At 39.4% G+C, this 22,140-nt stretch carries 17 protein-coding genes; 10 read left to right on the top strand and 7 right to left on the bottom strand.

Features of this window, described 5'->3' with window-relative positions:
* Nucleotides 1–84: 84 nt before the first annotated feature.
* The 6 genes from PQO03_RS06380 to PQO03_RS06405 all read left to right on the top strand — a co-directional run bounded on the left by PQO03_RS06380 (nucleotide 85) and on the right by PQO03_RS06405 (nucleotide 9,040).
* Nucleotides 85–534 carry a hypothetical protein gene (locus tag PQO03_RS06380; RefSeq protein WP_274148821.1) on the top strand — a complete coding sequence of 150 codons (450 nt, stop codon included), beginning with the start codon at nucleotides 85–87 and terminating at the stop codon, nucleotides 532–534.
* A gap of 111 nt (nucleotides 535–645) precedes the next feature.
* Entirely contained in the window at nucleotides 646–2,007 is a 1,362-nt protein-coding gene (locus PQO03_RS06385) for a TolC family protein (protein WP_274148823.1), read from the top strand.
* A 48-nt stretch (nucleotides 2,008–2,055) separates the two neighbouring features.
* Nucleotides 2,056–2,790, top strand: coding sequence for a heavy metal-binding domain-containing protein (locus tag PQO03_RS22190; protein WP_476408969.1), 735 nt, complete (start codon nucleotides 2,056–2,058; stop codon nucleotides 2,788–2,790).
* Nucleotides 2,791–2,840: 50 nt separating this feature from the next.
* Nucleotides 2,841–4,490, top strand: a complete 1,650-nt coding sequence (locus tag PQO03_RS21985; RefSeq protein ID WP_476408970.1) for a heavy metal-binding domain-containing protein — start codon at nucleotides 2,841–2,843, stop codon at nucleotides 4,488–4,490.
* Nucleotides 4,487–8,608, top strand: a complete 4,122-nt coding sequence (locus PQO03_RS06400; RefSeq protein WP_274148825.1) for an efflux RND transporter permease subunit — start codon at nucleotides 4,487–4,489, stop codon at nucleotides 8,606–8,608. Before PQO03_RS21985 ends, PQO03_RS06400 begins: the two co-directional genes overlap by 4 nt.
* Nucleotides 8,609–8,677: 69 nt before the next feature.
* Nucleotides 8,678–9,040 carry a DUF6370 family protein gene (locus PQO03_RS06405; RefSeq protein ID WP_274148826.1) on the top strand — a complete coding sequence of 121 codons (363 nt, stop codon included), beginning with the start codon at nucleotides 8,678–8,680 and terminating at the stop codon, nucleotides 9,038–9,040.
* A gap of 116 nt (nucleotides 9,041–9,156) precedes the next feature.
* Here PQO03_RS06405 and PQO03_RS06410 read toward each other — a convergent pair whose 3' ends face one another.
* The 4 genes from PQO03_RS06410 to PQO03_RS06425 form a co-directional block, all read right to left on the bottom strand.
* Complete coding sequence (locus PQO03_RS06410) at nucleotides 9,157–10,359, bottom strand: class I SAM-dependent RNA methyltransferase (RefSeq protein WP_274148828.1); 1,203 nt, start codon at nucleotides 10,357–10,359, stop codon at nucleotides 9,157–9,159.
* A 170-nt stretch (nucleotides 10,360–10,529) separates the two neighbouring features.
* The gene (locus PQO03_RS06415; RefSeq protein ID WP_274148830.1) at nucleotides 10,530–10,760 is read right to left on the bottom strand and encodes a hypothetical protein; all 231 of its coding nucleotides are present in this window, start codon (nucleotides 10,758–10,760) and stop codon (nucleotides 10,530–10,532) included.
* Nucleotides 10,761–10,895: 135 nt separating this feature from the next.
* Nucleotides 10,896–12,344 carry a sulfatase family protein gene (locus PQO03_RS06420; protein WP_274148832.1) on the bottom strand — a complete coding sequence of 483 codons (1,449 nt, stop codon included), beginning with the start codon at nucleotides 12,342–12,344 and terminating at the stop codon, nucleotides 10,896–10,898.
* Nucleotides 12,345–12,426: 82 nt separating this feature from the next.
* On the bottom strand, nucleotides 12,427–13,377 hold the full coding sequence (locus PQO03_RS06425; protein WP_274148833.1) for an IS1595 family transposase: 951 nt from the start codon (nucleotides 13,375–13,377) through the stop codon (nucleotides 12,427–12,429).
* Nucleotides 13,378–13,651: 274 nt separating this feature from the next.
* Between PQO03_RS06425 and PQO03_RS06430 the strand changes: the two genes are divergently transcribed.
* From PQO03_RS06430 to PQO03_RS06445, 4 genes are all read left to right on the top strand, one after another.
* On the top strand, nucleotides 13,652–15,547 hold the full coding sequence (locus PQO03_RS06430) for an alpha/beta hydrolase family protein (RefSeq protein ID WP_274148836.1): 1,896 nt from the start codon (nucleotides 13,652–13,654) through the stop codon (nucleotides 15,545–15,547).
* Nucleotides 15,548–15,564: 17 nt separating this feature from the next.
* Nucleotides 15,565–16,275: a hypothetical protein gene (locus PQO03_RS06435; RefSeq protein WP_274148838.1), complete on the top strand. Its 711-nt coding sequence runs from the start codon at nucleotides 15,565–15,567 to the stop codon at nucleotides 16,273–16,275.
* Nucleotides 16,276–16,420: 145 nt separating this feature from the next.
* Nucleotides 16,421–17,500 (top strand): protein kinase domain-containing protein, encoded by a 1,080-nt coding sequence (locus PQO03_RS06440; RefSeq protein WP_274148839.1) that lies wholly within the window; start codon nucleotides 16,421–16,423, stop codon nucleotides 17,498–17,500.
* A gap of 439 nt (nucleotides 17,501–17,939) precedes the next feature.
* Nucleotides 17,940–18,140 carry a hypothetical protein gene (locus PQO03_RS06445; RefSeq protein ID WP_274148841.1) on the top strand — a complete coding sequence of 67 codons (201 nt, stop codon included), beginning with the start codon at nucleotides 17,940–17,942 and terminating at the stop codon, nucleotides 18,138–18,140.
* A 146-nt stretch (nucleotides 18,141–18,286) separates the two neighbouring features.
* Here PQO03_RS06445 and PQO03_RS06450 read toward each other — a convergent pair whose 3' ends face one another.
* From PQO03_RS06450 to PQO03_RS06460, 3 genes are all read right to left on the bottom strand, one after another.
* A complete protein-coding gene (locus PQO03_RS06450) occupies nucleotides 18,287–20,512 on the bottom strand; it encodes a TonB-dependent receptor family protein (protein ID WP_274148843.1) in 2,226 nt (741 codons plus the stop codon).
* A gap of 217 nt (nucleotides 20,513–20,729) precedes the next feature.
* Complete coding sequence (locus PQO03_RS06455; protein WP_274148844.1) at nucleotides 20,730–21,425, bottom strand: 3-keto-disaccharide hydrolase; 696 nt, start codon at nucleotides 21,423–21,425, stop codon at nucleotides 20,730–20,732.
* A gap of 101 nt (nucleotides 21,426–21,526) precedes the next feature.
* Nucleotides 21,527–22,129, bottom strand: coding sequence for an RNA polymerase sigma factor (locus PQO03_RS06460; RefSeq protein ID WP_274148845.1), 603 nt, complete (start codon nucleotides 22,127–22,129; stop codon nucleotides 21,527–21,529).
* Between the last annotated feature and the right edge of the window lie 11 nt (nucleotides 22,130–22,140).

Genomic DNA, 22,140 nt, shown 5'->3' on the forward strand with positions numbered 1-22,140 from the left:
TCCCAGTGAAAATAGTTAATCATAAGTGATTTTTGATAAAACTTAAGATTGGTATTACCTTTAGGTGAAGTATAGGTTAAATACATGAAACGAATAATGTGCATAATGATGGCAGGCCTTTTTGCCTTGGTATTCTCCCTTGGAGACATACCCCTATACTCTTGTGTGAAGAAAAATTCATTTCATGTAATGAAATCCTGCTGTGAAGCCAAACAGGAAATCATTAAACCACAAAAAACTTGTTGTGCTGACAAAAATAAAGTAGTCACACAAACAGAAGTAACTTTAAACGGTATTTGCTGTAAGGTTCTCGAGCACCAAGTCGACTCACCACTACTTTTGGAAGGAGAACTCAAATTAGTTTTTAAATCGCAGCTCATTAGCAGTATGTATTTTGATCTCCCTAATAAGACTCGCGCCATTATTAGATCTCTCAAAAGTTCTTTAGTAAATAAAGGTCCTCCCAAGCCTGATTTAAATAGAGACACATTTCCATTAGCTATATTCAAATTATATAATTCCTACCGCTGTTAGTCCTTTCATGACTGCATAAGTTATCGATGCTTAGTTTTCTAAGTACCCAACTTATGCATTTTTTATTCCTTTCCCATAGCTGGGTATTTCTTTAATGAATTTGGATAAATCATGAAAAAACTTCTAAACATATACATTATCACACTTGTTCTATTCGCTATAGTATCTTGTACTCATCAAGGCGCTGCGAAACCTTGGTCACAACAAAATTATACTCCACACTTTTCCCCACCGTCAGATCAAATCGAATTGAATCAGTCCAAGACTGTTGCTATTTCGGCAAATATTAGCTTAAATAAATTAAAACAAATTGCTGCACTTAGTAACGCGGGGCTGAAGGCCGCTTACTTGAAATGGCAGTCTGAATTATTGAAGGTTTATGCTGCGGGAACACTTCCAGATCCTCAAGTAAGTTTCACTCATTATATAGATGAAGTTGAGACACGTGTTGGCCCTCAAAAGCAGGCAATATCAGTGATGCAGAAGTTTCCTTGGTTTGGGAAACTAGATTTAAAAAAGGCTATGCAGACGCATAGTGCACGAGCAGCTAAAGAATCTTATGAAGCGATTAAACTGAGCTTATTTAAAGAAATCGAGCTTTTGTATTTTGATTTTTATTACTTGCAGGAATCACTTCGGATTGCAGAGGAAAACAAAGGCCTCTTAGCTTCTTTCGAGCCCATTGCCCGCAATTTAATAAAAACGGGTAAAAGCAGTGCAGATCTCCTTAAAGTTCAAGTTGAGTTAGGCAAGATTCAAGATCAGATTTCTGGTTTGAAGTTGCGCTGGACCCCCCTAAAATCCCGCTTAAATGAGATACTTAACCAAGCACAGAGTGAAGCTATTGACCTTATCGCACACTTACCCGAGCGTTTGCCCTTAAATGAAGAGAAGCTGATGTGGCAAGTCAAAAACAATCCACAAGTCAAAGCCTACGATTATAAATCCGAGGCCTTGAAGAATAAAGTCATCTTGGCTAGAAAGAATTCATATCCTGATTTTTCACTAGGCTTTAAATATATTCGCACTGACGATTCAGATATGGATGTCGATGATAATGGCAAAGATCCCATCATGGCAACATTTGGTTTTACTCTGCCGATCAATCAGCGTAAATATAGAACTCTGGAAGCTTCTGCTAATAAAGAATTAGATAGTGTGCGTTGGAGCCAGTTACAGCATCAACGTTCACTCGAGCGGCGTCTTAGTATAGCTTTCTTTGAACTGGAAGATAATGAACGTGTTTTAAAGCTCTATCGAGACACCTTGATTCCTAAAAATAAACAATCGCTGACAATTACTCAACAAGCCTACCGCAATGGCAAGGCTAGCTTTTTAGACTTGATAGATATACAGCGACAGCTCTTAGCCTTTCAGCTCATGGAACAAAGATCGCTCAGTAATATTTTCAAGCAAGAAGCACTTATACGTGAACTCACTAGTCCGTCTCTTGATGACAAGGAGCTGAACTAATGGCTATTTCAATTTTAAAATCATCCACAGTGTTTTAGGAGTCTTATTATGAATAAACAAAAATTAATCTATTCTGGGATAGCTATTTCAGCCATGGCAGTCACCGCACTGACAAGTTTTTTTATCGGTCGTATTAGCTCAGCTCAGCATGAAGTTTTAAGAGAACAAAAATCTATAGCTACAACAGCGCCAGCGCACGAGACTACTTGGACTTGCTCGATGCACCCACAGATCAAGATGAAAGAAAAAGGCCAATGCCCCCTCTGCGGAATGAACCTTATCCCACTAAAAAACACAGCACAAATTGGTGCGCGTGAATTACAGATTAGTAAGTATGCTGAAAAGTTGGCGGAAATTCAGGTTCAAGCTGTTGAGAAACGCGAAGTCTCGATGGAGATTAGTATGCTTGGGAAAGTGAATTTTGATGAGTCGCGACTCAAAGTGGTGAGTGCTCGTCTAAATGGGCGCTTAGATAGACTCTTTGTGGATTATACGGGTGTTCCCGTACAGAAAGGTGATCACCTCTTTGAGATTTATAGTCCTGAACTTATTACCGCACAGGAAGAGCTCATTCAAGCTATTGAGTCTGCTAAACAAATGCAAAAAAGTGATATTGATCTTGTCCGTGAAAGTTCTAATTTAGCTATTGATGCCTCACGAGATAAGTTGCGTTTATGGGGGCTCAATCCAAGTCAAATTAAAGAAATTGAAAAGAGCGGAAAGGTCTTTGAACATCTCACTAAGTATTCTCCGTCGAGTGGTGTCATCATAAAAAATATCTAAAAGAAGGCGCTTACGTAAAAGAAGGCACAGCCGTATATACCATAGCTGATTTGAGTCACCTTTGGGTGGAACTAGAGGCTTATGAACGAGATTTATCTTGGCTACACTTCGCACAAAAAGTCAGTTTTGAATGCGAAAGTTATCCGGGTGAAATATTTGAAGGACAAATCAGTTTCATTCATCCCGTTTTAAATCCCAAAACACGTACAGTTAAAGTTCGTATCAATGTAAACAATCAAGACGGTCGTCTCAAGCCAGATATGTTTGTGAGCGCGACGGTAAAAGTGAAACTTGGCAAAAATGGCCAGATGATAGATAATTCACTATCAGGAAAATGGGTCAGCCCCATGCACCCAGAAATAATCAGTGATAAGCCGGGTAATTGTACCGTATGTGGTATGGACCTTGTCCCTGCAGAAGAACTCGGTTTCACTAAAGTTGGTGATACGAAGAGTCCCTTAGTAATTCCGGCCACGGCCGTTTTAATTACGGGTAAGCGCGCCGTAGTTTATCTCAAATCAAAAACTAAGCCCGGCATCTATGAAGGGCGCACGATCACCTTGGGGGCCCGCGCAGGTGATTTCTACCTTGTCAAAGAAGGTTTACTTGAGGGTGATTTACTTGTCGTCAACGGCAACTTCAAAATTGATTCAGCTCTACAAATTTTAGCCAAAGCAAGTATGATGAGTCAGGCACCTGAGGATGATTTAATTATTTTTAATACACCTCAAGAATTCCAAAAAGACTTAGAAAACTTCCATAAGGCCTACCTAGATATTAGTACTGACCTAAGCAAAGATAAATTTGATAGGCTCAAACTGCAGCGCGAAGCCATGGAGGCCGCTTTAGCGACAATCGACCCATCGCTACTAGCAGTGGGCGCACGAGATCCCTGGATTAAATCGTCACGCCTTATTGAATTAAAAATGAAGCACCTAAGCAATAGCGCCTCATTAGATCAAGCTCGAGTGAGGTTTAAAGTTTTATCTCTCTTGATGATTAAGGCCATTGAGCAATTTGGCAGCCATTTACCCATTAAGCACGCTTACTGCCCCATGGCCTTTGATAATGCAGGCGCTCCTTGGCTTCAGCTTGGGGAAGCAGTAGCTAATCCTTATTTCGGTAGTGGCATGTATTCCTGCGGCGAGATAAAAAAATCTTATGGTCCAGTATCAAGTCCGACACAAAAAGCGCCCGAGCTAGATCACAGCAAACACATGAACCACAAAAAAAATGAATCAACTGTAATAGATCATAGCCAGCATGAGAAACACCAGAGTGTTAATCTCAGTGATAACGCTGAGCTTCTTTTACAAGATTATCTCAAAATGCAGCAAGCTTTCAGTCATGATAAAAAACCTGATGGGCCGCTAGTTGAATCACTTTCTAACTCACTGCAAAAGCTGAGTGAAAATCATAAATTGATTACAGCAGAACTCATTAAAAGTATTGCGCATATGCATCATAAAGATATCGAGTCTGCACGGAGTGATTTTGAGAAAATATCACTAGTTATGATTACCATGGCTGAAGCAGGGACTTTTAAAAGTCCCCTTAATCAAGCTTACTGTCCGATGGCCTTTGAAAATAAGGGAGCGTCATGGCTTCAGCTTGCTAACAAAATCGAGAATCCTTACTTTGGCAGTATGATGTTTCGCTGTGGATCCGTTAAAAAATCATTTAAAGGATCGGAAAAATGAAAACGGAAAATCCCAAGCTCTCAATTATGGATCGCTTGATTAAGTTTTGTCTACTTAATAAGTTACTCATATTTCTTTTGGTGATTGCCTCGCTCCTTTGGGGCCTCATGGTCGCGCCCTTTGATTGGAAGCTAGATGCTCTTCCTCGTGATCCTGTACCCGTGGATGCAATCCCTGATATTGGTGAGAACCAACAAATTATTTTTACTTCATGGCCAGGGCGTTCTCCGCAGGATATGGAAGATCAGGTAACGTATCCTTTGACTACGGCTTTACTTGGTGTTCCCAAGGTGAAAACTGTGAGGAGTTTTTCCATGTTTGGATTCTCTTCCATTTATATCATCTTCGAAGACGATGCGGAATTCTATTGGTCACGAACTCGAGTACTGGAGAAAATGAACTCCCTGCCCGCTGGAATGTTACCAGATGGTGTTAAACCCATACTAGGTCCAGATGCCACGGCTCTTGGACAGGTTTTTTGGTATACACTAGAAGGACTCGACAAGCAGGGTTTACCCACAGGAGGCTGGGACTTACATGAGTTAAGGTCTGTACAAGATTGGTATGTAAGGTACGGCTTGTTAGGAGCATCGGGCGTAAGCGAAGTCGCCTCCGTTGGTGGTTTCGTTCAAGAGTACCAAATTGATGTTGATCCCGATGCCATGCGGGCAAATAATGTGACCCTAGATATGGTTTTCAAATCAGTGAAGATGTCGAACCTGGATGTCGGGGCCAGGACGATTGAAATCAATAAAGCTGAGTATGTTATTCGTGGTCTGGGTTTTATTAAAGAGATTAGCGATATTGAGAAAGCTGTTGTTACATCTAATGAAAATATCCCTATCTTAGTAAAGGATGTGGCTAACGTGACACTCGGACCAGCCTTACGCCGAGGCGCACTCGATAAAGCGGGTGCTGAAGCTGTTGGTGGAGTTTGTGTTGTACGCTATGGCGATAATCCACTCGCGGCGATTCAAGCAATCAAAGCCAAGATCAAAGAAATCACTCCTGGCTTACCCTCCAAAGCTGTTATTGATTTTACCAAAGTAAAAATGGCGACAGTGAGATCATTTGCAGAAGAGAATGGTTTTGAAGCTTATGGTGAGGATAATAAGCTCAATCAAGAGGCTTGGAAATTATTTCTCACGAGTGGTGAAGATCCTCCAGAATGGTTGAAATATAGCCAAATTAATATTGTCCCTTTCTACGATAGATCAGCTTTGATTAACGAGACCTTGGGAACCTTAGAAACGGCTTTGACTGAAGAAATTCTGATTACGATTATTGTTATCTTAGTGATGATGATGCACCTGCGCAGTTCGGGCATCATTTCACTGACCTTGCCTTTTGCGGTTATTCTCTGCTTCATCGCCATGAAAATATTCCATGTTGATGCCAACATCGTGGCGCTCTCGGGTATTGCTATTGCAATTGGTACGATTGTTGATATGGGGGTGATAATCTGTGAAAATATCTTAACGAATTTAGAAGAAGCGGGTGAGTCAAAATCACTTTATGAAGTTGTGTTTGATTCAACGAGTGAAGTTGGTGGTGCCGTTTTAACTGCGGTGCTCACCACAATCGTCAGTTTCCTTCCTGTTTTTACCATGGAAGGAGCAGAAGGTAAACTCTTCAAGCCTCTAGCTTATACCAAGTCTTTTGCCTTACTGGCAGCGGTGATTGTGGCCCTCACCGTCACCCCCGTTTTGGCGCAGATACTTTATAAAGCACCGGTCAAAATTAAAAATATTTTCCTAGGTAAAGCTTGGAAATTCTCGACAGTCATTCTTAATTTAGTTATTGCAGTCGCTGTCTGTTGGGTTCTTTCTCAGCATTGGTTGCCTCTCGGTCCTAGTGCGGGAGAGTTTAAGAACTTCGTTGCAGTGGCTATTCCTATTGCGGGATTATTAAGTTTTTTCATTCTTTGGCAGCAGTGTTATCGTTTTGTATTACGAGCTGTTTTGACCTTCAAAAATTTTTTCTTGATGATCATTATAGTTATTCTTATGGCTGGTTATTCGGCGTGGTTAGGTTTTGATACCACCTTCTCTTGGCTTCCCAATGATTGGAAAACGTCCGAACTTTATGTGAATCTCAAGCATAAGGTTCCGGGTCTACAAAAAGAGTTCATGCCTCCTCTCGATGAGGGTTCCTATCTTTATATGCCGACAACTATGGTACACGCCTCAATAGGTGAAGCTTTAGATTCCATGAGTAAACAAGATATTGGTTTTGATAATATTCCAGAAGTCGACTTGGTTGTTGGTAAACTTGGTCGTGCAGAAACACCTTTGGACCCTGCGCCTATTTCCATGTTTGAATCAGTTATTAATTATAAATCTGAATACATTGTGGATGAAGATGGTCATCGCCAACGTTTTAAATTCGAGTTTTCAAAAACAGACTTGATGCGCGATAGCGAAGGTAAAGCTATCCCCGCCAATGACGGAAAAGACTATGTTGTACAAGGCAAATTTTTTCGGGATGACTTAGGCGCTCTTATTCCTGATGAAGATGGTATGCCTTTTCCTAACTGGCGTATGCCCCTTGATACCGACCTTAACGAAGGTAGAGAAATTTGGGATGGCATTAATTCACCCGATGATATTTGGGATGAAATTATCAAAGCTGGTGAAGTTCTAGGTACGACTTCAGCCCCCAAATTACAACCCATCGCAGCGCGTATCGTCATGTTGCAAAGTGGTATGCGGGCTCCCATGGGAATCAAAGTTAATGGACCTGATCTTGAAACCATCGAAAACTTTGGTGTTCAACTCGAGAAGTATTTAAAAGACGTGCCTGGGGTCAATCCCGCAGCGGTTATTGCCGACCGCATTGTCGGTAAGCCCTATCTTGAAATTGAGATTGACCGCGATGCAATTGCCCGTTATGGCTTACATATTAGCAGCGTTCAACAAGTTATTGAAGTTGCTATTGGTGGTAAGCCGCTGACTCGTACTGTGGAAGGACGAGAGCGTTACCCCGTGCGTGTACGTTATCAACGCGAATTACGCGACAGCCTCGAAGAGATAGAGAACATCTTGGTAGCTGCGTCCAATGGACAACAAATTCCATTGAAGCAATTGACCACGATTAACTATGTACGTGGTCCCCAAGTCATTAAAAATGAAGATACCTTTCTCACTGGTTATGTTTTGTTTGATAAGCTTAAGGGCCACGCCGAAGTTGATGTGGTGGAGAATGCTCAAAAGTATCTCAATGAACTACAAGCTAAAGGTGAACTCGTCTTGCCTGATGGTGTAAAGTACAAATTCTCTGGTTCCTATGAGAATCAGCTTCGCGCCGAGAAAAAATTGCGGGTGGTTTTACCACTAGCCATGTTTGTGATCTTCATCATCCTCTTTCTGCACTTTAAAAATATTCCTAATACGATGATGGTTTTTAGTGGCATTGCGGTTGCTTGGGCGGGTGGTTTCATGCTCATATGGCTCTATGGCCAAGCTTGGTTTTTAGATGGCGAGATGTGGGGATTCAACTTCCGTGATTTATTCAATATCAAAACCATCAATCTCTCCGTCGCAGTTTGGGTGGGATTCCTAGCACTCTTCGGTATTGCTACCGATGACGGCGTCGTAATGGGCACTTACCTCAAAGATCAGTTTAAAGATAAAAAAACTGATGATATTGAAAGTATTCGGAACTCCATAATCCTAGGTGCTCAACGTCGTATTCGTCCTTGCTTGATGACTACCGCAACAACGCTTTTAGCCCTATTGCCCGTACTTAGTTCTACTGGGCGTGGCTCGGATGTCATGATACCCATGGCTATCCCCAGTTTCGGTGGCATGCTCATTGTGCAACTCTCTGTCTTTTTGGTTCCCTGCCTTTTTTGCATGATCAAAGAGTTTCAGTTTTATACCAAACTAAAAGATTCTAGTGTGGATGCTATCTTCATAAGCTTTTTAGTCCTGGGATTAGCTGGAGGTGCTTATGCTGCAGCTACGCTCAATACCATGATCGACCCCATGTTTATTGTCATTGCTGGCGTGCTCGCTTCCTTAGCCATTCTTTGTCTTCTAATCAGCCTACTAGTCCTACCCATGGATTTTGTTTACATCAAAAGAAATCTCAAAAAATGGATAAGTAAAATGAAGTGAAATTATCCCTGTCCAGATGAAAAATGCATTGCGGTCACTAACTTAAACAAAAACATAAGGAGAAATACCATGATAAAATCACTCATAATAAGCGCAGTTCTTAGTTCCGTATTATTTTTTACGGGATGTCAAGAAAAACCCGCTGCTACTTCCGTAAAAGCTGTCCCTGCGGAAGCCACACCTGCCATTACGCAAGTTATTGCTGAGGAAACAATCGTTGATGCTGGCTGTGGTATGTGCACCTATCATATCCCAGGTGTAGAGCATTGCGAAACTTGGGTCAATATCGACAATAAAAAGCTCAAAGTCACGGGTATTGAGCATAGCGCACACAAATCAGGGCTTTGTAAAGCTGGTAAGCATGAAGTAAAAATCACTGGTTCCATTGCAGGTGACACCATCATAACTAAAAGCATTGAAGTGATTAAGTGATCCGCTGCTACTGACGATCATTCAGATCATCTGAACGACAAATACTAAGTTTTATACTTAGGCTAGACCCCTAGCCTAAGTATTCTAAAAATCCGAAGGTCTAATAAATCAAAACCTTAAGCTCGCTCAAATAACACCATGGTTTCTAAATTCGGTGTTCCTGCAAACATATCTATCGGCTGAATAATTTTAGTTTTGTAACCGTGCTTTTCCCATTCCAAAATTTCTTGAGGAATGACATCCGTACCACAAAAAATTTCTAAAACTCTTTTGGGCTGACGTTTTGCGATTCCCGCAATGACGCCATACTCACAACCCTGACGTGGGGGATCAAGAAGAATAAGTTCTGCTTGTGCTCTGGGAGGAAATTTATATTGCACTAAATTGGCATCAATTCTTTCCGCATGAAATTGCATACGACTCTGAGTCTTTAAGCGCTTGGCAATCTCTTTGGCAGAATCTATTGAGTCCGAACTCAGTTCATAGGCTAATACTTTTTTGCACGGCGCGCCAAGAGTATGACTAAATAAGCCATAACCACAATAAAGATCTAATAAGATATCTTCTTTTTCCGGCTTCAGCATTGCCGTGGCTAAATCTACCATTTTTTCTACCATAGATTCATTCACTTGTGAAAAACCTGTTGCGCTATAGCGCATTAAGGTATCTTTCACTTTTAAGCCTAAGAGTTTTGGACCGAAAAGGTATTTCACCTGTAAGCCCTTAGCGGGACGCTCCGCTTCTAAATAATACTCGGAGCGTGAGGGATCGTAATAAGCCATCGCCCCTTCGACTAAATTTTCTTTTTTTAATGCGGTACAGATAAGTTTGAGTTTGCGAATAACATCGGCATCCATTTTATAAATATTAAAAATGAGAAATTGACGATCGTAATTGCCGCGGATGATCAACCAATTGAGTGCTTTTGCTAAGGCGTAATAAGTTTTCTTAGAAAGAGTTTCTTGCAAGAAGGCATATATTTCTTGGTGTTTCTCAGGTTCGAGCTTGGATTCAACACAAGTGCCCGCTTTAACGGCTTTAGAAAAACCTAAGCCAAGGCCTTTATTACTAAAAAAAACGCGGCGCTTTGTCGTTGTGCGATATTGTCTAGGCTTAGGTGAAGCAATAATTTTTTTAGGTGATTTTGAAATACCAGAATTTTGGAGGAATTTCGTAAAAGCTTGGTCTTTGAGCTTGAGTTCTTCTTGATAATCCATTTCGGCCATAGGCTCAGGTGAATCCTCATTCCATTGACAAGAAGTTCCTACTCGTATTAACTGTTCAAAACTTGTGGCTTGACCGAATTTATTATTAGACATTTTTACTCCGCTGAAAATTTAAGCCACAGTACTTGCAGAAAAATTATTGTCTCCTAATCAAGCTGAGATACTTGCGAATATCGCAAAGACTAGCCATTCAGATAATATCTAGCCCGAAGCCATTCTATGTAGAATGACTTAAACGCATCCTTGAACTCAACTATTAATTTTTAGTAATAACCATATTGCAGTGGGGACTTAGGCATATATTGAGACTCTATTCCTGAAGGCATGTAAATCCCCATCATTATCATAAATGTCACCATGAAAAATAAAATGATAATGGCATTTAAGGCTAAAAATTTATCATCGTGCAACATGTCATGATACTCTTGGGATACTTCATGCATATTGTGGGGTACTTCGCAATGGCTTATCCAGTCTTTAGTCGATGCTGTCATGATTGACTCCTTGTTTTATATTTCGACACAAGAAGGCAGGCTCAAGATTATGGGTCTGTCTTTCTAATAGTAATATATAACAGCATCTACTCATTATAAAGTCCTAATAATGAGCAAAAAGTATTAAGCACAGCTCTATTTCTTACGTTTCCCGCCACCACCACCAAAATAAGGATGAGTATCAAAACCACTATACAAAGGATCCTGAGCGCGGGGATCTTTACGCTCCAGTAAACCTTGCTGCATTTGTTTATCAAGTTTATCCATAATTGCCCTATATTCGGGATCTTTGGCTAAGTTATGAATTTGAGCAGAATCTTTTATGAGGTGATAAAGTTCCTGAGCGGGACGTTTGGCAAAGCAAAGTTCATACGCACGTCGATGTTGCTCGTCTTTGTCTTTATTATCAATAATATAATCTTTTGTGGGACTGCCATCGCAATCAGAGAACCATTGACCAGGTTTATTAGTATTGCCATTTCCTGCTCCCATGGGCCAAAGTTCGGGACGGTAATTGCGAATATACAAAAATTCATGCGTTCGAATTGCCCGAGAAGGATAGCCACCCATATTCGGTTTTTCTTGTGCTGGAGTATGACGTTCACGTCCAAAAATCGCATAAGGACGCGAGTTAAGCTCAAGTTTTCCAGATGCTTCTGATTTCAATAAAGAAACAAAACTCTTGCCCGTCATATTTGATGGCACGGGAACATCACAAACTTCGAGCAAGGTGGGTGCGATATCAGCAAAAGAAATAAAGTCTCTATTTTCAAGTCCTGCTTTAATTCCCTTATTCCAACGTATGGCAAAAGGGACACGCACACCGGAATCATAAAGATTGCCTTTTCCACGTGGGAAAGGCATGCCATGATCACCGGTCATAATAATGATCGTATTATCCAAAAGATCTTTATCTTCTAATAACTTTATCGCTGAGCCCACAAGTTCGTCCCAACGCTGAACTTCGTAATAGTAATCAGCAACATCCTTACGAACGGTCAAAGCATCGGGGTAATGGTCAAACAAATGAACTTTACTCGCATCGATACCACTATTTACACCAGAATCTTTTTTATATCCACGATGAGGGTCACTTGTGGCTAACCAAAAGAAAAAAGGATTCTCTAGAGCTTTGGTTTTTGTGAAAAATTCATCCAAATCCTTATAGGTTGACCCCGCTGGATGATTACCATGATGTTTTGCCCAAGTATTAATTTTTCCTGGACCCCAAGTTTTTGCACGGTTTTGACCAATGACATAACCAGCATCTTCTAATAAATGAATGAAGCTTTCATGCTCAATGGGTAGAGTACTCCAGAGGTTAGCTCCCGGCCCCAATTGCCAATGATATTTCCCCGTAATCACCGCGTTGCGGCTCGGAGTACATGAAGGACTAGAGACATAAGTGTGATGAAATAAAATACCTTCTTTCGCAGTACGGTCAAAGTTTGGAGTTTGAATTCCTTGATCACCATAAGCACTTGCGTGGGGCCATCCCCAGTCATCGGCCATACAAAAAAGCACATTGGGGCGCTCATCAGCCACTAAAAGTGCAAATGAGAAGAAAAAGATAAGGTAGCGCATATAAGTCATCCCATTATTATTTATTTAGTGATAATACACCACTATGATTCATTAGTGACAGGACTTATATAAAAATTCACGATTAACCAGTTAACGATGTATTAAGATATTTAACAGGTTTCTGTGATGTAGCCATAGCTTTAGATATTAAGCCAAAAAACATTTTCCTGAGGTCAAATCTTCTATTGAGCCTAAACTGTAAATCCGCAAGGTACCTGAAACCATATTTATCGAATTTTAAAGAGTGGAAAGTCCCCGAAATTGAGGTTTTGATGTTACTTAAAATTGTATTGACCCATTTAAAAGTACTTTCTATTTCTTCTTTTTTTGCTTTACTAGTAACTAAAACGCTATGATTACTTACTTCTTTTAAGGCACTGAAACCTCTAAGTCCATCTGAAATTGTATCACAGTTCTCCTCAAGATTATCTATAGCCCATTGTTTAATAACTTCATAAGAAAAACCCGATACAGGACTCAGTTTAACAAAAACTGGATTCCGATTTTCGTTAGTTTCTACGGCAGCTATAAATGGAGACTTATTTTCTGAACCTCTACCTCGTTTACCTTCTTCCAGTCGACCGCCTAGGTAAGCATCGTCTATTTCAACCAAGCCTTTAAGTTTATACTTACTGTCCTGCTCATACATCATCTGCATAATTTTCTGCTTTATTAACCAAGCAGTTTTATAGTTCACATCAATGTGACGGTGTAATTCTAATGCTGAAACACTGTTCTTTGATTGACTTATTTGATGGAGAGCTAAGAACCATTTCTGGAGAGGAACTTTCGTTCGATGAAATAAAGTACCCGCTGTTAAGCGATGGTTTTTACGGCAGGCTTTACATTGAAAGATTGTGCGGCTTCCTGATTTATAGCGATAATACTTATCACTATCGCATGTGTCACATTTAAAGCCATTAGGCCACTTACAGCTTTCCAGGTAAGCACTACATTGTTCTTCGGTTCCAAAAGTTTTGATGAATTCTGGAAAGCTAACTCCAACTTGAAACTGAACTTTATTCTTAGGCATAATACATCTCCTTATTAGATGTAATTAATATGCTACTAAAAAATAGCTATATCAAGTTTTACACTCTTAACTGGTTAATCGTGTAAAAATTTCAAAAAGAGTTTTAATAAAAAACTTCAAACGTGGAGACGAGATTAAAGTTTTGAACTGAAATTTTTAAGTACCATAACAATTTTGCTTCTCACTATTTATTATCACTTAAAATCCACAAGGAGATGTAGCACCGCACTAGTTTTCTTGTTTAGTAATATAAAATCTAACTCAGAGTAAATCCATGACTTCTTTCAATCGTTTCAGCCACGGCATTCTTGTTGCTATTCTTATTAGCTTCAGTCATCTTGCTTTTTGTGAGAGTCTTCCTTGGGATCTGAGTCAAATACATAAAAACCCTCAATGGCAAAAAACTGATTTAGCACCCGCAGCTGGAATGACCGCTCTACTCTATAATTCTCTCTCCTACACTGCTAATGATGTTCAGGTTTTTGCTTATTACTCCGCGCCTGAAGGAACTCCTCCAGAAGGCGGTTGGCCTGCAGTTGTCTGTGTTCACGGTGGCGGTGGAACGGCTTTTCCTCAATGGGTAAAAAAATGGAATGAGCACGGCTATGCCGCAATTTCAATGGATCTAGAAGGCCACATCCCACTGAATCTTACTGGTAAAAAAGGACGTCAGCCTACTCCAAATCCAGGCCCTAGCCGTATTGGCGTCTTTCACGATTTTGACAAACCGATAAAAGAGCAATGGTACTACCATGCCATGGCTCAAATAATGATTGCACATTCACTCATTCGCTCGTTTCCAGAAGTAAATGCCGACAAGACTGGCTTAACGGGCATTAGCTGGGGCGGAAATCTCACCAGCTCTGTCATGGGAGTCGATACACGATTTAAATTTGCTATCCCTGGCTACGGCTGTGGCTTTTTACCTGCTTCTTCTGGTCACCAGGGTCGCGCAATCAGCGATGGAAAACACAGTGATGTTGTGAATACTTACTACGATGGTTCAGCCTACTTTCAAAATGTCAATTACCCTACTCTTTGGGTCAATGGAACAAATGATTTTCATTTTGCTATGCCCGCATTTCAAAAATCTGCCCAAGCAACTAAGGCACCTCAAACCATGAGAATTGAACTAGAGATGAATCATGGGCATGGTCCCGTTTGGGATACTGAAGAATGTTATGTTTTTGCAGATTCAATTGTAAAAGGTCAAGCTGGGCTTATTCAATTTGAAGCTCCTCAAGCAGAAGCAGATCAAGCCCGTGTGATTGTTGCGGCTCCCGCAAAACTTAAATCAGCCCAATTGCTCTATACTCTAGATGCTGATAATATTTGGCCCGATAAAAAATGGCTTGCGCTTCCCGCAAAAATAGAAGCGAATTCAATCTCTGCAACTTTACCTCCTGGGACTTTTGCTTTTTACTTCAATGCTAGAGATTCACGGGGGATGATGTCGAGTAGTTTTTTCTTAGAGCATCAAGTCGAAGGCCTAAGATCTGTAGAAACAAGTAATACTCAACTTGATTTTGACCAATTATTTACTCAAGCAATAAGTTCACAACAAGGAAAAAAAATTCTCCTTGCTGAAAATTTCGAAAATGATTTGTCTCCTAAGATTCATACAATGGTGAATGTAAAAGACCCTAGTGGTATTGCAGGCATCCAAGAATGGTACGATGAAAAAGCTTCCGGCGGAAAATCCTTGCTTATTTCAAATTCACCAAATGTTCAGCACTCGTTTATGCCCTCACTGAACCAATGGTTTCGTGGTGAACAAAGCCTAAAATCAGGTGCACTTAATTTATCCTTTGATATTTTAGTTCCCCAAAGTGCTCACATGGCAATTGAAAGCAGAGATTACAGTGTGAAGCCTTCCATCAATCACTTAAGTATTAATTTGATGCCCTCGACTATTTCTCTCGGCAAAAAAAGTATCCAGTATCAAGCCAATCAATGGCTACATCTAGAGCTTTCCATTCCCGTCAATCAAAATCAGGCAGACATTAGGCTCAAGGTACAAGAGCAAAACGGCGAGACACACGAGCTCTCTAGTCCTGCTACACAAGTCAAATCCTTATCTTGCTTAGGACTTATGCTACCTGGAAAAAATGATAGCAAAATCTACATCGACAACCTCGTTATCAGTCACATTCAAAATGAATCGCATTAATTAAAAGGATACTGAATATGAAACAATATATTTTCACCTCAGTGCTTCTCATGGCATCGTCATTGCTCATGGCCAGTACTCATGCTGAAACGCGTTTTAAAAAAGCTAGTCAGACTAGTGATACACGTACGGTTCTACTTGCTGATGACTTTGAAAATGGAATTAGCCTACAAGTTCAAAAACTTCTTAATTGTTCTGATCCCTCTAAGCAAGCAGGCATTTCCATTAGTAGTGAAACTAAAGCTTCTGGATCAAATTCGCTGAAGATAAGTAATTCTCCAACAGTTCAACATGCCTTCATGCCGGCCCTCAGCCAATGGTTTAAAGGTCCCGAACTGCTCAAGTCGGGGACTTTAACGGTCTCTTTTGATATCTATATTCCAAAAGAGAGTCCCACTATTATATCTCTTGAGGCGAGAGATTATTCAGTAAATCCTTCCACCAATCATTTTAAAGCTGTCATTACTCCCATTGGTTTTCGCTTAGGAGATATAAGTAAAGGTTTCACTCCGGGTAAATGGATTCATTTTGAATATAAAATCCCCATCAATAAGGCTAATCAAAATATAATTTGTACCGCTACTGAAGAAATTGGGCCCGCAAAAATAATATCTATCCCTACTAAGTCAGGACAAAACTTAAGTTGGTTAGGAATTATGCTCCTACAAAAAAATAAAAGTTTTGCTTACATGGATAATTTAGTTATCACTGTTGATAAGACCCTCTAATTAAAGATAATTAAACTCCTGAATCAGCCCATAAGTTTTTTTGGCTCTTGAAACTCAATAACAATTTATATAAGTTTACATATGATAAATATTCATCATCAATCATTTACATCAGTATTTATAAGAACTCAAATAGGAATCTAACATGAGCGAATCACCTATTAATAAACCTGACGTTTCTGCTGATCTATTAAGACATCAAACGAGTTTAAAACACGTACTCGCCACTGAGTTCAAGAAACCAAAGCGAACAACTGCTTATACGGTTAATAAGGAAGTCTCTAATGAGTCCCTTGATCAAGAAGAACTAAGTGATTTAGATGAGAATTCACCCGCCACTTACGAGGCCACTATTGTCTGTCCGGGTTGCAAAGTTGAGAATCTCTTTCAATTTCAAACGATGTTTGAAAAAGTCACTTGTTCAAAATGCAGGTCTACCTTTCGTATCCCCGTAGAAACGGAAGAATTTATTTTTGATAAACACATTTTAGAAATGCCCTTAATCAATATTTTTCGCGCTCATAACAAAGAGAATGATTTTTACGGTGATGTCGTTGTTTATGAAAGAACGGAAGAAGATGAAAGTAAGCTTGGAGATTTAATCGAGGTCGTAAAAAAATTCTCTCAAGTAAGGGTCCAAAACTACCTAAGTCCACTATATTTCCAAGTAGACCCAAGTGCCTATTACATCTCGCGAGAAAAAGCTCACTTCCCTATGAACCTCTATCTAAAACAGTATGGTGCTCTATCTAAAAGCGATGCCTCTACTATTTTAAATCAAATCACTCATATTATTCTAAGTTTAGCTAAACAGAATATCTACGGTGACCTTATCCCATCGGACCTTATGCTCAATGATCAAGGCATTATCCAAGTGAGTGATTATGGTTTACGAAATGCTTTGTTTACTCAAATGAATATACAAGATCATTTACCGCTAAGTTATTTAGCTCCCGAAACAGTGCATCAATCAAGTCGAAATGAAGCCTCTGTCGTTTACTCTTTAGGCCTTTTGGCCATCACTCTACTTAGTGGTGCTAATCCCTTTCAAGAACTCGACCCCGAGCAAGTTGAAGACGAACGTGAAAACTACCTTGAAAACTTTAAAGACACTAAGCTTCCGAGTTTCCTAAAGCTCATGATCAAAACAAATCCTGCTGACCGTCCACCACTTATGCAATGCGGTGACTTCTTTATAAGACTCTCACGCCAAAGCAAACGCTAAGCTTATAAAACTTTGATTAATCTGTATAATTTCCCCATTCTAATTGAAGGCTACTAGAATCAATCAAACTCTTTTTGCTCATTTAGAGTCAATCAAACTTTTTTCGCTCATTTAGACTCAAGAACTTTATTCATTTATCGAGAAGATTGATTAACTATGCTCGAGCTTTAGTTGAGCTTATTATTTACCGCTATTTGAGTTAAATGTGACTTTCGAATATTTTTGTTAGAAAGTGAGCCAATAAGTTCGAAGTTATATTATAAAAAGACCAAGTTTTGCTAATGTTATTGCCTTTATTAACGATGGCTTGCACTTGCTACCAGCAGCGAATAAAAAACTTTCATAGTATTTTACTTACAATATTGTACCTGAGAAAAACTTGCGCCATTTCCCCCTAAGTAATAACTTATTTAAATACTAATTAAGCTAAGGAAGGCAAATGAATTATTTAAAACTTACCCATGCTGTTGAGGGTACCGAGGTCTATATAAACTTTGATCATGTTATTTCTTATGAACCTGTAGTTAGTGGGGGCAGTTCTATTTATTTCAAATTAGCCAATGATAAAATGGGCGCCGAGGGCATCGTCGTCAAAGAAGACGTGAATTATATATGTGCTTTTTTTGCCCCGCTCAACTAAAGTTAGTTTAATGCCGCACGCGGTCATAGTGGCAAGTGTAAGCCATTGCTAAATAAGCCAAGTCTAAGTCCACTTTTATGATTCCATAAAAAAGGTGAAGATCGTAATGATCTTCACCCTTTTAAGATGTTTTAGCTAATCTAGGCTTAGAATTTGTATTCAAAACCCGCATAAAATAAGCGTGGTGATCCACCACGGATATCTGTTGGGTGGTGAGCCGCTTCGTACTCTTCGTCAAATAAATTGTAGACATTGAAGAGTACACGAGCATTATTATTCACTTTATAATAAGCTGACCAATCAACAACAACATGTGAATCTGTTTTTGTCGTATTTTCAGCAGAAACAAACATTTCGTCAACAAAAGTCATATTGACGTCTGTACCCCATTTAGAAAAGTGAAGACCTGTACCGATGTTGTACTGGAACTCAGGAATGTAAGGAGTATCTGAACCATCTTTTACACCATCATAGAATGATCCTGTATCTGTAAGGTTATCATTTACATCCGTAACTTCAGATTGTGTCCATGTGAAAGCCGCTGTCCAAGGATTTGAGAAACCCCAGTTATTAATGCGACCCGCATCAGCATAAGCCGAAAGTTCTAAACCATACGTTTCGCCATCGCCAATAGTACGACTCTCTGTTGCACCAGATGCCTGTGAATCGGGATCATAAATATCTTCGAGTTCACTGAAGAAAACAACGGCTTCAGCGCCATATTTTCCATCGATTTGGTTATAGCGTAAGCCTAATTCATAATTAACTGAAGACTCATATTTTGCACCAATAACTGCGTCAGGAGGCCCAACTACTGAGAAACCTTTGTGAATTCCACCAAAGAGTTGGTACTCTTCGTTAAAATCGTAAGCAAAACCAAGGCTTGGTGCCCAAATATCGACATCCGATTTCCCGTCATCTTCTTTACCTACTGTATCGTTATTGTAATCGTAACGAATATGCTCAAAACGTACGCCAGGAGTCAAAGTTAGTTTATCTGTTAATTTAATGGCATCTTGAACAAATAAAGCCACTGAATCTGTATGGTAATCTTTATTACCATCTGAACCTTTTTCATTTTCTCTGTAGCCAATTACATCGTAGTTACCACCAGTTTGGTAGTAGTCAGACCAAGAGTTATCATCGTATTTATCAGTATGTAAACGCGTACCCACTTTTAGATCGTGCTCAATTCCAGCAGTATCAAAATTCCAATCTACTTCTGATTGTAAACCGACTTGATAATAATCACGGTTATTATTTTTAAGACGGATTTCACCTGGTGCAGTACCGCGTAAAACATCTGTACCTGGATCACCCTTAACTTTATGCCAGTTACGCTTAAAGCGGTTGTAGTATAATGTATTCGTTAAGCTCACATCATTAGAAAGTTCGATATAGTGCTTTAAGTAGGTGCGAACAGCCTCTGTATCCATGTGATCCCACTGAGTACCCCAGTAACGGTCGTTTGGATTACTATTAAAATCTTCACGTTTTAAACCATTATAAGAAAGATTACCTTCCATATCAGTATAACCAACTTTTAATTCTAAGTATTGATACTTAGAAGTCTTAGGCTCGAAGCGCAATTTAAGCATAGGTTCAATCTGATGATTAATCCCAGTGTTACGATCACTATGTTGAATATCTTGAAAACCATCATTTTCACGATAATAACCTTCAAATAAAAGACTTAATTTACCAGCTTCTAAATCATACACATCACCATAGTACATATGAGTTTTGATATCGTTATCAGAACCAAAAAGCTGTTTCCAATAAAAAGTTTCACCTTCAGTAGGTACTGGAGTTGATACATAGTTAATGACACCACCAGTTGTATGTGGGCCATATTGTACAGAACCTGAGCCCTTAATCACTTCAATACTATCCATACGGCCAGCATTCGGTGCATAGTAAGCATCTGGAGCTGAGTAAGGTGCTGGAGCAGCTGTAATGCCATCTTCCATTAAAGTGATTTTTGCTGAACGGTGAGAGTTCACACCACGCATTGAGATATTTGGGAAAAGACCATAACCATCTTCCTCACGAATATTGACACCAGGGACTTGATAGAGAATGCGATTAATATCGGAATAACTATGTTTGCGGATATCTTCGTTATCAACTCTTTTACTACTGCCGGTAAGGATTTGACCACCGTCGGGAATAATTTCTCCTGTAACAATAACTCTTTCACTCTCTATGGGAGCATCAGCCGCGTCTTGAGCATTTTTTACTTCACTTGAAGTATCGGCTTCTTTTTTCTTATTTTCTTTCGGTGTGGCTTCAGCTTTATTAGCTTCTTGTGCCATCACAGTACCACTTAGTGCACAGCTTAGTGCAAAGTACTTAATGAATTTTTGGAGCATTTTTATATTATCCTATTAGCTATATTGAGATTCTATCACAATAATAACTTATTGTAATTGATATTCAATCTTAATTAGGATTAAATTAATGAAGTTTTCATATTAAAGTATTCTTCTTTATGAACTAAGTCTGGAGACAGTCATAAACGACTTAGCAACACAAGTACAGTTCGCAAAAAAAACACTACCGTTATTTACTTATATAGTGTTAGAGTACTTACTCATTTGGCTTTTCTTTAGGAGCTGTTTGAGACGGGCTCGTCACACCGCTTTCTAATTCCATAATTCGAATCTTGCGAAAATGGATTTCACTTCCTTCTGACTCCAAACAAAGGTAACCCTTTTTGATTTCGCTCATGCTAAGGCCATTAACAAACTTTCCATTGATGGCAAGTTTCACTGTACCATCAACTGCAACTACTGTGTAACGATTCCATTCACCTACACCTTTGCAGCGCATTTCTACACTCTTACTTCTCGTTCCACGTGGATTATCTGGTGTAGTTTTCAAACCCATACTACCGAAAAGTTCACCACTCACATAATCTTCAGTTCTATTGTGAATTTTCGACCATTGAAGTTCAAGCATCTGTACTTCAACCCCTTTAGGAAGTGTTCTGTTTTTAAAGGCTTTGCCCTCGCTCCAAATAAAAACTCCTGAATTGCCCCCTGCTTTCATGTGACGCCATTCAATTTCTAAAATGAAATTTTCGTATTGCTTTTCACTCCTCATCACGCCTATTGGCTTGCCGCTACAAATCAGTAAACCATCCTTTACGGACCAAGTGTCTTTAGCTGTATTTACATTAAGCCAGCCAGAAAGATCCTTGCCATTAAATAAATCTTTAAAGGCTTTTGGATTATCTGAAGCGACTAAAACTGAACTAAACAATAAAATAAATAACAATCTCATACACTCACCTATACAATTAAATAAACTTACTAAGTTCATAACTGTAACCAAAAAACACAATTTATTCAAGGCGTACTTAGATGATTCTAAAAAAGTATTAACTAGAAGTCGAGTTCTGCTCGCAAGTACTTAATTTCTTCAATCAGTTTAAGTTTTATGCGGCTTACGTATTTGTATACTGAGTCTGCACTGACTCCAATCTGGGAAGATATTTCGTTTGGCTTTAAACCTTTCCTCGTTAAAGCAAAGGCACTTAAAGCTTTTTCACTGAAGTGCTCACGAATATTATCCATCGCTTTATTAGAGATAAAGAGCTCCCACTCTTTCCGTTCTCTCTCTTCAAGATCGGGACTGATATCGTCTAATCCGCCCTGCTCTTCATGATTTTTTGCTTTATCTAATTTAGATTCGTAAGATTTTTGCTTGCGTAAAAAATTAATTGCCTGATTACGAGTTACACGAGATAACCAATAACGAAATTTTGTTCCTTCACGATTTTTATCAAAGCTAGGTAAATACTTCCATAACTGAAGCAGCACTTGTTGCTGAACGTCATCCGCATCGGCCTGACTTATATTCATTGATCGTATGATGACATAAATATATTGCTTATAGAGACCTATAAGCTCATCCCATGCGATCGAATCATTGCTTGAGCAAGCGCGATTTAACAAAGTATAACTTGTGGAATAATCATCTTTCATTTTACAAAATA

The sequence above is a fragment of the Lentisphaera profundi genome, from assembly GCF_028728065.1.
GTDB classification, from domain to species: Bacteria; Verrucomicrobiota; Lentisphaeria; order Lentisphaerales; family Lentisphaeraceae; genus Lentisphaera; species Lentisphaera profundi.